Raw genomic sequence first — 15,113 nt, 5'->3', positions numbered from 1 at the left:
GCAGTTCCTAATAAGGTGACAACGGCCAGCCTCTCGACCTCATAAAGACTTTTAGTGTGTATTCTAGGACCTCAAGATGACTGACTTTCGTCAACAAGCGCTCGATTATCATGAATTTCCAATCCCCGGCAAAATGGCGGTCGCTGTTACTAAGCCTGCCAATGACAGTAAAGATCTGGCGCTCGCTTATAGCCCTGGCGTTGCCGAGCCTGTGCGTGAAATCGCGGCTAACCCAACCGATGCTTACCGCTATACCAATAAAGGCAATACAGTTGCTGTGATTTCAAATGGCACGGCAATTTTAGGTTTAGGTAACTTAGGGCCGTTAGCATCTAAGCCAGTAATGGAAGGCAAAGCATTATTGTTTAAGCACTTTGCTAATATAGATGCCACAGATATTGAAGTTAAACATCGCACCACCCAAGGCTTTATCGATACGGTTGAAGCTATTGCCGATACCTTTGGCGGCATCAATTTAGAAGATATTAAAGCGCCCGAGTGCTTTGAAATCGAAAAAGCCCTGATTGAGCTGTGCCAAATTCCGGTATTTCATGACGATCAACATGGTACTGCCATAGTTACGGCGGCAGGCATGATTAACGCACTTGAAATTCAAGGTAAAAAAATCGAAAACGCCATTTTTGTGTGCTTAGGTGCAGGTGCGGCCGCCATTGCCTGTATGACCATGCTAGTTAAATGTGGCGCTAAGCGCGAAAATATTTATATGCTTGATAGAAAGGGCGTTATCCATACTGGTCGCGATGATATCAACCAATATAAAGCGCAATTTGCCAATAACACTGATAAGCGCAGTTTAGATGACGCTATTAATGGCGCGGATGTCTTTTTAGGCTTATCGGGCGCGAATTTACTTCGTCCTGAGCAAGTCGCTTTAATGGCCGCTAACCCGGTGATTTTTGCTTGCTCTAACCCTGACCCTGAAATTAAACCTGAGCTAGCTCATGGGGTGCGCAGTGACATCATCATGGGAACTGGTCGCAGTGATTATCCGAACCAAGTTAATAACGTCTTATGTTTCCCGTTTATTTTTCGCGGCGCATTGGATGTACGCGCCAATAAAATCAATGATGAAATGAAGATTGCGGCAGTCTATGCCATTGCTGCCATTGCCAAGGAAGAAGTTCCTGCGAGCGTCTTAGCCGCCTATGAAGGCATTAGCTCGCTAAGCTTTGGCCCAGAATATGTGCTGCCAAAGCCGATGGATCCAAGATTGTTACCGCGAATTGCTAAAGCGGTAGCACTCGCCGCCATTGAATCTGGAGTTGCTGCTATTACCACGGTACCGGATTATGTTGTCTGATTATACGGCAGCACATTAACGCACTTAAAAACAGGAGCATTAAGCTCCTGTTTTTAGTTGTTTGCCTTTTGTTGCAGAGTCAGAAATAATCACACTTTAGTATTGCTTTTCAGGGATGGCATAGATGCAGTTGACGCGACTGTTAACTAAACAATTAACTGGCTTTTGGTTTATCACCTTAAGCGCGGTCGCGGGGGTGATGATGTTGTCATCCTTATTGGCTTTTGACCATTTCACTCAATCATTTCAGCAGCAGCGTTTAATCAATCTGCAGCAAAGCATCTTTAACCAATATTATGGTAAAGGCGATCTTCACGATGCGCCTTGGCTGTCAGATATGTTGGCGGCGTTACAAGTTAAAGAATTACAAGTGTTTGATGGTAAACAGCGCATCTTCTATTACCTGCCAGAAATTGCCCAAGAGATGCCAACGTATAAGCAACACAGAAAGCAGCGAGGCAATATTACAATTGTGATCGGCATGGATGACCCCAGCGTCTGCTCATTACTGGATGCGACCGAATACACAGTGCTGGCGATATGCTTATTATTGGTGTGCGCCTTAGTCATGGGCGGCTATTATTGGTTTCGCCGCCAATTACAAGGGATTGAAGCATTAGCTGCTCGCAGCATGTTGATTTTAAAGAATGATTTAATACAAGCCGAAAACTTCCACGATAAAGCACGGCCGCGGGTGGCTAATCGCGCCATAACTCAGTTATTGGCCAAATTACAGGATGCCAGTCGCGAGCGCGCCCGGTTTGATACCTTTATTCGCTCTAACACTTTCCTTGACCCACAAACCGGCGTGGGTAACCCGATGTTTTTCACTAGTCGTTTAGAAGCCTTAAGCCTCAATCAAAAGATGATCTTGCCTGGGGTGTTATTTGTGCTTGAACTGGAAGAGCTTGATTGGCTGCAGCAAAATCATGGTGAGGGCGTGTTGGTGCCATTATTAAGCCAGTTATGTGAAGCTATCAACCATTTGCTCAGTGGCTTACCTAACAGCATAGTGGCGCGCCGCAGTGATAATCAAATTGCTATGATAGTGCCGCAAATCTCGTTAGCTGAGGCCGAAAACTTAGCTAAAAAGCTTATCAAAATATGTTTAGCCCAAAATTTACCTCAGGTAGAAGAGCCAGATAATTTCTTCCACTTAGGTTTAGCTTATTTCAGAGAAGGTGATAATCAGCAGCAACTGTTAGAAGAAGTGGCCATGGCGCTGCGAGCCGCGCAGTTGCAAGGTAATAGCAGCTGGTTTATGTATGACAAGGGCGCCATAGATGAAGAATTTGCTAAAGGCTCAGTGCGCTGGCGTTCAATCTTAGAAAATGCGTTAGAGAGGCAGCAGATTAAAGTGTTTTGTCAGCGGGTGGAGGCCACAGATAAACAAGAGCTGCATTCAGAAGTCTTTACCCGAATAGTGGATCAACATGGCAGTTTAATTCGCGCCACCTTATTTATGCCGATGGCACAAAAATGTGGCTTGATGCCCATGATTGAAAAGCAGGCCATTCAAATTGTTGTCGCCAAACTTGGCCGCGAACGCCGAGGTAAGCCTGTCTATAGTTTGAATCTCAGTGTCGACTCGCTCTTAAATAAATCCTTTATTAAATGGTTAACAAATTTTTGTATGGAGCATAGGCCGCTAACGCCGCAATTAATCTTTGAAGTGTCAGAAGATATTGTGGTGAAGCATAAGGATGATCTGCGTGAACCGCTTGCTATGATTAAAGCCATGGGCTGCAAGCTCTGTGTCGATCACGTGGGTTTACAAGTGCAAGACAGTGAATACCTGCATGATTTGGGCGTTAATATTATTAAATTGCATCGCTCAGTGATTCGCCAAGTCAATCAGCGCCCTGAGAATCAATTATTCATTCGCAGCTTAATGGGCGGGGTGTTTCGCACCGATATTAAGTTACTGGCCGAAGGCGTCGAAACTTTTGAAGAGTGGCAAACATTAAGCATTCTTGGGGTGGATGGCGGTCAAGGCGGCTTTATTGGTGAACCGCTGTTATTGACCTAATAGCAGCGTCTGAAATTTGACGCTTACGGTGATTTACTAGCCTAAATATGTTAACTTGTAAAAAATTAAAGTTTATTTATTAGTAGTTTGGCTAAATCTTCACTAAAATTTACAATTGGATATAGGTGTGCGTCCTATAGCGATCAATATTTGAACACAGATAGCGGCCGTTATGAACCTTGGGAAAAGGCACGTTAGTTAAGCTAGCGTAGATAAAATAATATGGAAAAATCATGGTGGCAGAGAATTTTCTTCTGGCATAAAAAGACTATTCAAACATCACTGGGCATTTATTTGGCTAGCGATGGCCTGTGGGTGCACCAAATTGATTCTGACCAAGACGATATTGAATACCCATTAGTCAACGACAACCTCGAAGCCGTTATTAGCCAAATTTTGCACGATTATGGCCCATCCCGCTGCTATATCATTTTATCAGCCCAGCGTTACCAATTATTGCAAGTAGATAAGCCTGCAGTCGATGGCCCCGAGCTGAATCAAGCTCTATTGTGGTCTGTTAAAGACATGGTTTCTTTGCCTATCACTCAGTTGCATATAGATTATTACGAATCGCCAGCGCCAGCGCCAGCCAAGCTCAGTGTGGTGGTGGTGGATAAAGATTATATCAAGCGTTTGGTTCACTGCTTCTTTGATAAAGGCTCGGAAATAGCGGCCATTAGCACAGAAGAAATTGCCATGAGTTTATTGGCGAGTGAAGAGCCGCAGGCGCAGATGATATTGAGTCATTATCGCGGCCAAGACTTGTTATTAACGGTAATTAAAAATGGTCAGCTGTATTTACAGCGCCGCGTTAGGGGCTTTCAAGAGTTAGAAACCGTGAGTGCGGATGAATTAAATTTCGGCGCTGCGGATAACTTGAGTCTCGAATTGCAACGTTCTATGGATTATTTTGAGAGCCAATTACGTCAAGCCCCAGTTTCTTCAATTAGCATTTTGACCGATGGTGCCAGTGATAAATTAGCTGAGTTAGTCGGTGTGAATTTTAATCAGCCGGTAGTGTCACTGCCAAAATCATCGGTCGGTAGTAAATTTGCGCAATTAGCCTGCGCTAATTTATTAAATGAGGTCGATCATTGAAAACAAAAATAAACTTATTTAATGAAGATTTATTACCACCAAAATTGCTGCTGTCATTTCAACATCTAGTGATGGGCTCGGCTGCCCTATTGGCTATTGGTGTATTAATGGTGACCTTCGCCAGTTATTGGATTCATCATCAGCAGCAGCAGCTACAAACTCAGCAAGCTATGGCCAGCGAATTGCAAACTCAAGTGCAGACTATGGAGCGGCAATTAGCTGAGCGCAAACCTGATCCCGCCTTAGTCGCTGAAGTGGATTTATTAACTCAGCGCTTACGAGTAAAGCAGCTATTACTGACTGAACTCGATAGACGCAGCACTATCACTAGCGAGGGATTTTCACCGCTGATGACTGAGCTTGCCAGCGTGCCGCAGCAAGGCGTGTGGCTCAGCAAAATTCAAGTTCAAGGCCAAGCCGTGAGCTTATATGGCTTTGCCCTTAAAGCCGAAAATGTGCCGACTTGGATTGATGAATTAAAGCAAACCAGAAGTTTACAAGCCTATGCTTTTTCGGCCATGACCATGTTAAGAGATGATGCTAAGCCTTTAGCCTTTAGCTTAACCTCCCAACCAGAAGCTCCTGTTGTGGCTGCTGGAGGTGTGGGTAAATGAATAAGAATTTGAAAAAGTGGCATGAGCTTAGCGATAAGTTTGATTTACTGAGCCAGCGTGAGCGCGGCATGATAACTTTGGCTGTGGTTGTTGTCCTCTTTATGCTGTGTTACCTGCCGCTTGATAGCTATTTTCAGCAATACACTAAAGAAAAGGCGCAGCTAGAGCAGCATCTTAAGCAGATCAAGATTGCAAAGCAGCAGGTTGCGCTTTATCAAGAGCGCTTAGCCATAGACCCCAACACAGATTTTAATCAGCGCAAACAATTGCTTGAGCAGCAATTGCTGGCAATTGATAATGATTTTGCTAGCCATAATATTGTGCCTGCCAATCATATGCCCAAGCTCTTGAGTGGTTTGTTGTCAAAAACCAAGGGACTTGAAGTCACTAGCTTTAATTCGTTAACGCCTAAGCCGCTTTTGGTCTTAGAAGATGATCACGGCACCAATTTGAACTTGTATAACCATGGGGTTGAAATCAAGTTTAAGGGTGACTACTTCGCTGTGCTCAATTTTGTGAAAGCGGTTGAAGCCTTGCCCGACAAGCTTTATTGGCAGCGTTTAGATTATGACGCCACCAATTATCCTAAGGCCGAGGTGATACTCGAATTTTACACCTTAAGCATCAATAAGGACTTCATCAGTGTGGCGAATTAATCTGTCGTTGAGTTTGTTGCTGCTAGTATGCTGCTCGCACAGTGCGTGGGCTGAGATGCTGCGCGACCCAACGCGGCCGTTAGTGTCTTCTGGCGCTATGTCGGGCGCACATGCAACGGCCAATCACGGTTTAAAGCTGCATTCGATTGTGACTTCAGCGTCGCGGCGCTACGCCTTAATAAATAATCAGTTATATCAGGTGGGTAGCAAGATAGCTGATACCCAAATTCAACGAATTACCGATAATAGCGTGATACTGGCCGATGGTCGGAAATTGGTTGTTTTCCAAGGTGTCACTAGTCAGTTAGGAACCCAATAATGATAAAAAAAACTGCGATTTCCGCGCTACTCTCTTTGTTAGTTTTGGGGTGCCAAACCACAGATAGACCTGAGCCTGTTGCTGCAAAAGAAGCGATTGCCGGCATACTGCATCCAGAGACGCCGCAGCCGCCAAAAGAAATTCCTCCAGCGGTGATGCCAGATGAAGTGCAAAAAGAACTGGCGTCATCACAGCTATTGGCCGGGTTAAGCCAATTTCAGCCAACCGAGCGTCGCTTTGATGTGGCCGCTAATGATGTGCCAGCCAGCGCCTTTTTCCCAAGCCTAGTGGCAGGTTCGCCAATTAGCGTTGTGGTGCATCCCAATGTGAGCGGCGCTATTACGCTGTCACTTAAAAATGTCACCTTAAATGAAGTGCTGCAGGTAGTGGAAGACATGTATGGCTTTGACGTGAATATCAGTGGCAATATCATGCGCGTATTTCCATCGGGTATGCGCACCGAAACCTTCCCGCTCAATTACTTGTATATGCAGCGCCAAGGCTTATCTATGACGTCAGTGTCGGCAGGGCGCTTGTCTGATAATGGCAACAGCAATTCGAGCAGCGGCAATAATGGCTCTAACGGAAGTTCAAGTAACAACAGTTCGAACTCATCCAATGGCAGTAACAGCAATGGCAATAGTAATAGCCAAGAAACCAATGGCACCTTTATTCGCTCAGTAACAGAGACGAACTTCTGGGGTGAATTAAAAGAGAACTTAGTCAATATCATAGGTGAAACCGGCGGTGGTCGGCAGGTAGTGCTGACACCGCAGGCAGGCTTAGTGACAGTGCGCGCTCTGCCCAATGAATTGCGCCAAGTGCGTAATTTTTTAGAAACGGCAGAAAATCATCTGCAGCGCCAAGTCATCATCGAAGCCAAAGTACTAGAAGTGACTTTGGGAGATGGTTATCAGCAAGGTATTCAATGGGATAACGTGTTAGGCCATATTGGCAGTACCGATGTTGAATTTGGTACCAGTGCCACAGGCAGCGCTAGCGATTCTGTGACTGCTATCTTAGGTAATTTGACCTCAATTAAAGTCTCCAATAAAGACTTTAGCGCCATGATTACCTTACTCGACACCCAAGGCGATGTGGACGTGTTATCAAGTCCGCGAGTGACAGCCTCTAACAATCAAAAGGCCGTGATTAAAGTTGGCACCGATGAGTACTTTGTCACTAACGTGTCATCGACAACCGTAGCTTCTGCCACGCCAGTCACTACTCCGGATGTTGAGCTTACGCCATTTTTCTCGGGTATCGCGCTCGATGTCACGCCGCAAATCGATAAGTTAGGCAATGTGTTACTGCACATTCACCCATCGGTTATCGATGTGACTCAGCAGACTAAAATCATCAAAATTAGCGATAGCATCTTAGAGTTGCCATTGGCGCAAAGTGAAATTCGTGAGTCTGACACCATCATTAAAGCGGCTTCGGGCGATGTGGTGGTGATCGGTGGTTTGATGAAGGCTGCCAACAAAGAAATCACCTCTAAGGTACCCTTTCTTGGGGATATTCCTTGGTTAGGTGAGATTTTCACTAACCGTAAAAAGAGCAAGCAAAAGACTGAATTAGTGATTTTATTAAAGCCGATTGTGGTGGGGGCTGATACTTGGCGCCAAGAATTGCTCAAAACCGAAGCCTTATTAAATCGCTGGTATCCTCAAGAGCAAGCTACTAAGCCGCAGGAATAAGGCCGCCTATGTATCTGCAGCACTTTGGCTTTACGCAGGCGCCTTTTACCTTAACGCCCAATACAGAGTTTTATTTTGGCCTGCCGCCTCATCATGAGGCGCTGCAGGTGCTTACTACTGCCTTGCTGACCGGCGAAGGATTTATTAAAGTCACAGGTGAAGTGGGTACAGGTAAAACATTAATTTGCCGCAAATTAATGAATGACTTACCCGCTAATTATTATTGCGCCTATTTACCCAATCCTTTTCTTGAGCCAGATGAATTGCGCTGGGCGCTGGCGATGGAGCTTGGGGTTGCAGCAACCACAGCCACCGACCGTCAGCAATTAGGCAGCTTAATTCAGCAAAAATTATTAGAGATGGCGGCGCAAGGTTTACGCATAGTGTTAGTGCTGGATGAAGCGCAGGCGTTACCTGACCAATCCCTCGAAGCACTGCGGTTGTTTACCAATCTTGAGACTGAAAAAACTAAGCTGCTCCAAGTGGTATTGTTTGGCCAGCCAGAATTAGATGAGCGTTTAGCCACAGATAAATTTCGGCAATTACGCCAACGAATTACCTTTAGTTATGGCCTGCGGCCACTGACTGAAAATGAAACGCGAGATTATATTCACCACAGATTGTCGGTGGCGGGTAATCGCACTCAAGCCTTATTTTGTCCTAAAGCCTGCCGCTTAGTATTTGAGGCGGCTAGAGGCATTCCACGGCTTATCAATGTGATTTGCCATAAGTCTTTATTGGTGTGTTTTGGTGAAGGTAGTCAGCAAGTGAGTCTGCAACAAGTGCGCTCGGCCGCTTCAGATACTGAAGATGCCAATCCGACGGCGTCCCCCTTGTGGCGTTGGTTAGGTATATTTGGCTGCGCCGCCGTTGCAGCGGCTGCTGCAAGTGTTATGACTGGTCGATTATTATGAGCGTTATCAATAAAATGCTAAAAGATCTCGATGAACGAGGTCAGCTAAAGCCGCCGATCACTGACGATACTCATGATCACAATCATAACAGTCAAGCCGATGCCGCTTTAATCTCGGCCGTTAACGTTAATCATCAAGCCTTAGCCAAAGCCTATGGTGCCCAACTGGCCAGCGCCCAAGCTAAAAAACCTTGGTCACTGATAGTCTTAGTCACTGTTGCGTTGGTGCTTATGTTAGGCGCGGCTTGGATGGGCATGCGCTTACCTGGTTTAATGCAAGGTACGCCGCAATCGGCTGTGCCTGAGTCATTAGCATCATCTGAATCTTTGCCTGCTGCGGACATACAGCAAGCTAGCTCACAGCCTACTTATGCGGCGCAAATGGCGCCAATTACTGCGCCAACCGCAGCACCAAAAGAGCTCGCGCCAGCAGAAGCCACTGCTGCCAATACGCTTGCGCGGCCAAGCGCGCCAAATAGTGATGGGGTGAATATTCAGCCGCTGACACAATTGCAGACTGATAGTGTTAACCCGGTAGCAGCGACAGCCATGGCTGCTGTACCTATTCAAGCCGTATCAACTCAAGCAGTTGTGACAGGCACTGAGCCAGAGCACTCTGCTCAAGAATCGATTGGATCTGATGATAGTTATGCCGATAACGGCAATCATATAGACGTGCTGAGTGAAGATGAGAGCATGGCTCACAATGATGAGTTTAATGGCTCTGAAGCGAGTGAAAGCGCAGTAGCTCACGAAACCAGTATGGTCGCCGTGCCAGCTAAACCTGCTCGCTATGAGCCCGTAACCATCACGACCGTGACTAAAGCGCCAGCGCGCATGGCGGGAGCTTATATGGATAAGGCTTATGCGGCCAATCAAATGAATGATGTACCTGCGGCGATTAATGCTTATCGGCAAGCCTTAGTGTTAGACCCAAGCTTAGTACCCGCTCGAATTCAGCTGGCCGTGCTTGAATTTGGCCAAGGGCGCTTGGTGCCAGCGCAGCAAGTGCTCAATGAAGGTTTACGATTAACGCCCACTAACAGTGACTTACTTATGCTGTTAGCGCGGATAGAGCACGCCAATGGTCAGGTTATCCAAGCGCTTAGCACGGTTGCAAAAATCCCTGATGCCAGCGCAATGGCGCTACAAAAATGGATCCAACTCGGTGATTGGGCGCAAAATGCCAAGCAATTTGAGCAAGCTGAACAAGCTTATCGCCAGCTCGTGGGGATTGAACCTGATGTTGGCCGCTGGTGGCTGGGATTAGCGTATGCCATGGACGCGCAAGCGCGTTATCAAGATGCTGCTCAAGCCTATCGTAATGCGCTGCAAGCGCCTGGGTTGTCGGCCTCAGCGAGAAATTACATTGAAAATCGTTTATCCCAGTTAGGAGGGAGCTTATGAAGCCTAAGTTAAAGATGCGTCTAGGTGACCTCTTAGTTCAAGAACATATTATTTCTGAAGAAAATCTGCAGCAGGCATTGTCAGAGCAAAAGGTATCGGGCAAAAAGCTTGGCCGTACCTTGATAGATTTAAAGCTGATTGAAGAAGATCAATTACTACGATTTTTATCACAACAGCTTAATCTGCCATTTGTCGATGTTAGCCGCCGCGCCATTCCATCTCAGGTAGTCAATTTATTATCCGAAGTACAGGCGCGCCGTTTTCGCGCCTTGGTATTAGAAGATCGCGGTAATTCCATTTTAATCGCCATGAGCGATCCTGCCGATCTGCAAGCGCTTGATCATTTAGAGATGTTGTTTGCGCCTAAAAGCTTAGATATCGCCGTATCGCCAGAAGGGCAGTTGCTCAGTGCCTTTGATACTCTTTATCGACGTACCGATGAAATTGCGGCCATTGCCGGTAAGCTGGAAGAAGAATACGCTGCTGATGATATTTTCGATCTTGGCGCCTTAACCGCCGCCGATAGCGACACTGATACGACGGTAGTGCGGTTACTGCATTCCATTTTTGAAGATGCAGTGCAAATGCGCGCATCGGATATTCATATTGAGCCTGGCGAAAAAGTGCTGCGTATTCGCCAACGGGTCGATGGTCTGTTGCATGAAAACACCCTCAATGAAGTCAATATTGCCGCTGCCTTAGTGCTGCGCTTAAAGCTGATGGCAGGATTGGATATTTCCGAAAAACGTTTGCCACAAGATGGTCGTTTTCGCATGGAAATCAAGGGCCATAAGATAGATGTGCGTATGTCGACTATGCCCATTTATCATGGCGAATCTGTGGTAATGCGTTTACTTGACCAGTCGGCAGGTTTATTAACGCTCAATGAAACCGGCATGCCGCCCGCGATTTTAGCGCGGGTGCGTAAACAGATTAAACGCCCCCACGGCATGCTGTTGGTAACAGGCCCCACAGGTAGTGGTAAAACTACTACCTTGTATGGGATTTTATCTGAGTTGAATCAGCCCGAAAGCAAGATAATTACCGTAGAAGATCCTGTGGAATATCAATTGCCGCGGATCAACCAAGTGCAAGTTAACCACAAAATAGGGTTAGATTTTTCTAGCGTATTGCGCACCACGTTACGCCAAGACCCTGACATTATCATGGTGGGTGAGATGCGCGATCGGGAAACCGTAGAAATCGGTTTGCGCGGCGCGTTAACGGGTCACTTTGTGTTATCCACCTTGCACACCAATGATGCCATCACCAGCGCCTTGCGTTTACTGGATATGGGCGCTGCCAGTTATCTGGTCGCGAGCGCCTTGCGGGTGATTATTGCTCAGCGCCTCGTTAGGCGAGTGTGCCATAACTGCGCTGCGCCTTATCAAGTTACGCCGCAAGACAGAACTTGGATTATGAACGTGACTTCGCGGCCCATTCCAGAGCATAAGTTTCAGGTGGGTTTAGGTTGTCAAAGCTGCAATGGCAGTGGCTATCGTGGTCGTATCGGTATTTTTGAAATTCTGGAACTCGATGAGAGCATGGTTAACGCTATGCGTAGCGGTAATCCGCAAGATTTTGCTGAGGCGGCCTATCGCAGCCCAAGCTTTACCCCGCTGGCAGAGTCCGCCATTGAATATTTATTTAATGGCATGACCACCTTAGAAGAAGTTGCCAAGCTGGTGGAAGATGTTGAAGATTCGCAAAGTGCTAGCAAGCCTACGTCAAATGCTGAATAAGGATACCTCTGATGCCGAGCTTTAGTTATAAGGGCCGCGATAAGCAAGGCGCCTTAGTTAAAGGCGAACTGGAGGCGCTTAGCGTCAATGCGGCCGCCGATGTGTTGCTGTCGCGCGGCATTATTCCTCTGGAATTATCCGAAAAAAAGCCAGCGACAGGCATAGATTTTAAGGCGTTAATGGCTCCCAAAGTGGGATTAGATGAGCTGCAAATTTTTACTCGGCAAATGTATTCGTTAACGCGCTCCGGCATTCCTATGCTTCGAGCTATTGCAGGCCTAGCAGATACCACTTCATCCAAGGTGCTTAAAGAAACCTTGCATGATATTTCCAGTCAGCTAACGGCGGGTCGGCCATTATCATCAGCCATGAATCAACACCCCAAGGTATTTGAATCCTTATTTGTCTCTATGGTTCATGTGGGCGAAAACACAGGTAAGTTAGAGCAAGCGTTTTTGCAGCTTTCTGGCTATATCGAGCGCGAAATGGAGACTCGTAAGCGGATTAAATCGGCGATGCGCTACCCAGTATTTGTGCTGGTGGCCATTAGCCTTGCTATGGTGATTTTAAATATCATGGTAATCCCTAAATTTGCTTCCATGTTTAGCCGCTTTGGCGCCGATTTACCTTGGGCCACTAAGGTACTCATTGGCACTTCCAATATGTTTGTTAACTACTGGCCGCTGATGCTTGCCGTCGTCGTCGGCACTATTTTTGGCATTAAGTCTTGGCTTAAGACAGATGCCGGCGAGAAAAAATGGGATCAATGGAAATTACATATGCCGGCCGTTGGCAGCATTATTGAACGTTCAACCTTGAGCCGTTATTGCCGCAGTTTCTCTATGATGTTAAGTGCTGGCGTGCCTATGACGCAGGCACTGAGCTTAGTGGCAGACGCCGTAGATAATGCTTATATGCATGACCGCATAGTTGGTATGCGCAAAGGGATTGAATCGGGCGATTCACTGCTGCGGGTGTCTAATCAATGTAAGTTGTTCACTCCCTTGGTATTGCAAATGGTCGCCGTAGGTGAAGAAACCGGGCAGATAGACCAATTACTTAATGATGCTGCTGATTTTTATGAAGGCGAAGTTGATTACGATTTAAAAAACTTAACCGCCAAACTGGAACCCATTTTGATTGGGATTGTGGCCGCGATTGTGCTCGTACTCGCCTTAGGGATTTACTTACCTATGTGGGACATGCTCAACGTAGTTAAAGGCGGCTAGTTGATATGGGTGTGACGCCTTCGGAAAAAATCAATCCACTCACTGCCTATCGGCGCATGGTGAGTGTGACTGTCATCTTATTGCTGCTTGGTATTTTAGGAAGTAAGTATTTTGATGTGTTACCTAGCATGGCCGCGAAAGGGCTTGAAATAGAGCATCCGCGCTTGCTTAACGTATTAGCTATGGTGCGCGCGCAGTGGCTCGGCGTTAACCGCCCGCAAGTGCTACACCTTGATTGGTTCGCCATCAATAATGAGGCAAAGCCAACCAGTAACATCGTTATCACTATGTCCACCGGCGGCTGGCCATTACCTGATAGTCATGACAATGCTGGCTGTCAGCGATTATGGTGGCAGTTATTGGGGAGTGATCTAGCCACTGATGAGCTAATGGCGATATATGTTGCTGATGCTAACGCGTGTAAATATGAGTCTGTAAATGGTTCGTTAATTCTTTATGATCTTGATAGCGGTGCAGTCAGTTTTTTGGCGGGTTTATAGTTTAGGCTGCCGAAATGCTTTAGTTTGTTGATAAAAATGAGTAGAATATATCCATATTCGACATAGGGTTAGTGTATGACACAGCAATTATTTAGAGTCGGTCGGGTTAATAATCACGGCTTTTCTCTTATTGAACTGGTGATAGTAATAGTGATTTTAGGAATTTTGGCGGCGACTGCTATTCCTCGCTTCCTTAATGTCACGGATGATGCTGAAAACGCTAGCGTTGATGGTATCGCGGGTGGGCTTGCAACTGCCGTAGGTTTTACTCGCTCACAGTGGGAAGTTGATGGTCGCCGTAATGCTAATGTGGTGTTAGATGGTACCAATATCGCGATTGACCCAAGATTTGGTTTTGCGACCGATGCTGTCAGTGGCGCCAATACCGATGCCACGGCTATGAGCCAAGACAGTTGTCAGCGTGTATTTAATGCCGTGCTGCAATCGGCGCCGCGTAACGTGATTCAAGGGCAAGATGCCCGCAAAGTCCGCTTTATTGTTTCCATGATAGGCGGTGCAGGTGGTAGCGGCACCGCCATTGATGGCACTCTCGTTCCAGGAGTGGATTTATGCGTGTACCATCAAAGCGCGGCCGTAAAATTAGACCCTCAGACGGGCATACCGACTGAGAGCCTGACCTTAGAGATAGGTAATGGCGTGGTGTACAACCCTGGCACGGGGCAAGTGTTAAGTTTTACCAACTAATTGTCATATAGTATTAACTTGTGATATTACAATAATTTATTTAGGTATTGTGGCGTTTGCCATAGTCGTATTGCTGTCCTAAGGGGATTATTATGCAACAACAAAAAGGTTTCACACTGATTGAATTGGTCGTGGTTATTATTATTCTGGGTATTTTGGCCGTGACCGCCGCGCCTAAGTTTATCAACCTGCAAACCGATGCTCGCGCTTCGGCACTGCAAGGCTTAAAAGGCGCCATTCAAGGGGCTAATAGCTTGGTGTACTCGAAGGCATCTTTAGTCGGCAAACAAAATGCCGACACAGCAGAAGTTAATATTGGTACTAAAGAAAGTGTTGTTGACGTATCAACAATCTTTGGTTACATGGCAGCAACTGAATCCGCTATTACAGCGGGTACTGATATTGACGCCAATGATTGGAAATTTGAAGGCACTGCTCCATTGGTCATCGTTCAGACAGGTTCACCAGACGATGGTACAGCGGGATCCAAATCAATGTGTCGTGTTACTTACGAAGCTGCCGATGCGGCGGGTAAGTTACCGGTAATTACAGTGGATAAAGAAGGCTGTTAATCTAGTGATCGTTAAAAAAACCGACCACAGGTCGGTTTTTATTCGCTAAATATTCAGCCTTGCTATGACTGTAACTATTTTGCTGATATGTCTTGTTGCGGGAATCGCAGCAAAGCACTGCGCGGTTTGATTGATAATTATTGCGGTATGTTGTTATTTTGTGTTTCAAAGGTTATTGTTAATTAATGCAAATCTTTAGTTTAATGCGTTAATTAATGGTGTTAATCAAGGTAAGGCATTGGCTTAACTCAACAGGGGTAGGCTAATACTGTAAAGGAATGGATTTGTGCCTAACCTTTTCTGCTAAC

At 46.2% G+C, this 15,113-nt stretch carries 14 protein-coding genes; all 14 read left to right on the top strand.

From position 1 onward, the window contains the following. Positions 1-76 precede the first annotated feature (76 nt). On the top strand, positions 77-1,321 hold the full coding sequence (locus tag AC1HDP_RS11390; RefSeq protein ID WP_479638870.1) for a malic enzyme-like NAD(P)-binding protein: 1,245 nt from the start codon (positions 77-79) through the stop codon (positions 1,319-1,321). A 124-nt stretch (positions 1,322-1,445) separates the two neighbouring features. Next, entirely contained in the window at positions 1,446-3,350 is a 1,905-nt protein-coding gene (csrD, locus tag AC1HDP_RS11385) for an RNase E specificity factor CsrD (protein WP_479638869.1), read from the top strand. Between the two features lie 222 nt (positions 3,351-3,572). Continuing rightward, entirely contained in the window at positions 3,573-4,448 is an 876-nt protein-coding gene (locus tag AC1HDP_RS11380; protein WP_479638868.1) for an MSHA biogenesis protein MshI, read from the top strand. Next, the gene (locus AC1HDP_RS11375) at positions 4,445-5,062 is read left to right on the top strand and encodes a PilN domain-containing protein (protein ID WP_479638867.1); all 618 of its coding nucleotides are present in this window, start codon (positions 4,445-4,447) and stop codon (positions 5,060-5,062) included. Before AC1HDP_RS11380 ends, AC1HDP_RS11375 begins: the two co-directional genes overlap by 4 nt. Further along, positions 5,059-5,718 carry an MSHA biogenesis protein MshJ gene (locus AC1HDP_RS11370; RefSeq protein ID WP_479638866.1) on the top strand — a complete coding sequence of 220 codons (660 nt, stop codon included), beginning with the start codon at positions 5,059-5,061 and terminating at the stop codon, positions 5,716-5,718. The genes AC1HDP_RS11375 and AC1HDP_RS11370 overlap by 4 nt, the downstream gene beginning before the upstream one ends. Then, positions 5,705-6,037: an MSHA biogenesis protein MshK gene (locus tag AC1HDP_RS11365; protein ID WP_479638865.1), complete on the top strand. Its 333-nt coding sequence runs from the start codon at positions 5,705-5,707 to the stop codon at positions 6,035-6,037. The genes AC1HDP_RS11370 and AC1HDP_RS11365 overlap by 14 nt, the downstream gene beginning before the upstream one ends. Continuing rightward, complete coding sequence (gene mshL, locus AC1HDP_RS11360) at positions 6,037-7,737, top strand: pilus (MSHA type) biogenesis protein MshL (RefSeq protein ID WP_479638864.1); 1,701 nt, start codon at positions 6,037-6,039, stop codon at positions 7,735-7,737. Before AC1HDP_RS11365 ends, mshL begins: the two co-directional genes overlap by 1 nt. Positions 7,738-7,745: 8 nt before the next feature. After that, positions 7,746-8,651, top strand: a complete 906-nt coding sequence (locus tag AC1HDP_RS11355; protein ID WP_479638863.1) for an ExeA family protein — start codon at positions 7,746-7,748, stop codon at positions 8,649-8,651. Continuing rightward, positions 8,648-10,057, top strand: a complete 1,410-nt coding sequence (locus AC1HDP_RS11350) for a tetratricopeptide repeat protein (protein WP_479638862.1) — start codon at positions 8,648-8,650, stop codon at positions 10,055-10,057. Before AC1HDP_RS11355 ends, AC1HDP_RS11350 begins: the two co-directional genes overlap by 4 nt. Continuing rightward, on the top strand, positions 10,054-11,799 hold the full coding sequence (locus tag AC1HDP_RS11345; RefSeq protein WP_479638861.1) for a GspE/PulE family protein: 1,746 nt from the start codon (positions 10,054-10,056) through the stop codon (positions 11,797-11,799). Before AC1HDP_RS11350 ends, AC1HDP_RS11345 begins: the two co-directional genes overlap by 4 nt. An 11-nt stretch (positions 11,800-11,810) precedes the next feature. Then, positions 11,811-13,028: a type II secretion system F family protein gene (locus AC1HDP_RS11340; protein WP_479638860.1), complete on the top strand. Its 1,218-nt coding sequence runs from the start codon at positions 11,811-11,813 to the stop codon at positions 13,026-13,028. Between the two features lie 5 nt (positions 13,029-13,033). Next, on the top strand, positions 13,034-13,528 hold the full coding sequence (locus AC1HDP_RS11335; RefSeq protein ID WP_479638859.1) for an MSHA biogenesis protein MshF: 495 nt from the start codon (positions 13,034-13,036) through the stop codon (positions 13,526-13,528). A gap of 75 nt (positions 13,529-13,603) precedes the next feature. Beyond that, the gene (locus tag AC1HDP_RS11330; RefSeq protein WP_479638858.1) at positions 13,604-14,233 is read left to right on the top strand and encodes a pilus assembly FimT family protein; all 630 of its coding nucleotides are present in this window, start codon (positions 13,604-13,606) and stop codon (positions 14,231-14,233) included. Positions 14,234-14,325: 92 nt separating this feature from the next. Next, a complete protein-coding gene (locus AC1HDP_RS11325) occupies positions 14,326-14,805 on the top strand; it encodes a type II secretion system protein (RefSeq protein ID WP_479638857.1) in 480 nt (159 codons plus the stop codon). Positions 14,806-15,113 lie beyond the last annotated feature (308 nt).

It is taken from the genome of Shewanella sp. ISS20, assembly GCF_056522965.1.
The sequence above is the reverse complement of the archived record's forward strand: the minus strand, read 5'-3'. Positions and strand labels throughout refer to the sequence as shown.

Excerpts from the sequence above, each read along its gene's own strand:
- AC1HDP_RS11390 (WP_479638870.1), top strand. The coding sequence starts at position 77 with ATGACTGACTTTCGTCAACAAGCGCTCGATTATCATGAATTTCCAATC.
- csrD (WP_479638869.1), top strand. The coding sequence starts at position 1,446 with ATGCAGTTGACGCGACTGTTAACTAAACAATTAACTGGCTTTTGGTTT.
- AC1HDP_RS11380 (WP_479638868.1), top strand. The coding sequence starts at position 3,573 with ATGGAAAAATCATGGTGGCAGAGAATTTTCTTCTGGCATAAAAAGACT.
- AC1HDP_RS11370 (WP_479638866.1), top strand. The coding sequence starts at position 5,059 with ATGAATAAGAATTTGAAAAAGTGGCATGAGCTTAGCGATAAGTTTGAT.
- mshL (WP_479638864.1), top strand. The coding sequence starts at position 6,037 with ATGATAAAAAAAACTGCGATTTCCGCGCTACTCTCTTTGTTAGTTTTG.
- AC1HDP_RS11355 (WP_479638863.1), top strand. The coding sequence starts at position 7,746 with ATGTATCTGCAGCACTTTGGCTTTACGCAGGCGCCTTTTACCTTAACG.
- AC1HDP_RS11350 (WP_479638862.1), top strand. The coding sequence starts at position 8,648 with ATGAGCGTTATCAATAAAATGCTAAAAGATCTCGATGAACGAGGTCAG.
- AC1HDP_RS11345 (WP_479638861.1), top strand. The coding sequence starts at position 10,054 with ATGAAGCCTAAGTTAAAGATGCGTCTAGGTGACCTCTTAGTTCAAGAA.
- AC1HDP_RS11340 (WP_479638860.1), top strand. The coding sequence starts at position 11,811 with ATGCCGAGCTTTAGTTATAAGGGCCGCGATAAGCAAGGCGCCTTAGTT.
- AC1HDP_RS11335 (WP_479638859.1), top strand. The coding sequence starts at position 13,034 with ATGGGTGTGACGCCTTCGGAAAAAATCAATCCACTCACTGCCTATCGG.
- AC1HDP_RS11330 (WP_479638858.1), top strand. The coding sequence starts at position 13,604 with ATGACACAGCAATTATTTAGAGTCGGTCGGGTTAATAATCACGGCTTT.
- AC1HDP_RS11325 (WP_479638857.1), top strand. The coding sequence starts at position 14,326 with ATGCAACAACAAAAAGGTTTCACACTGATTGAATTGGTCGTGGTTATT.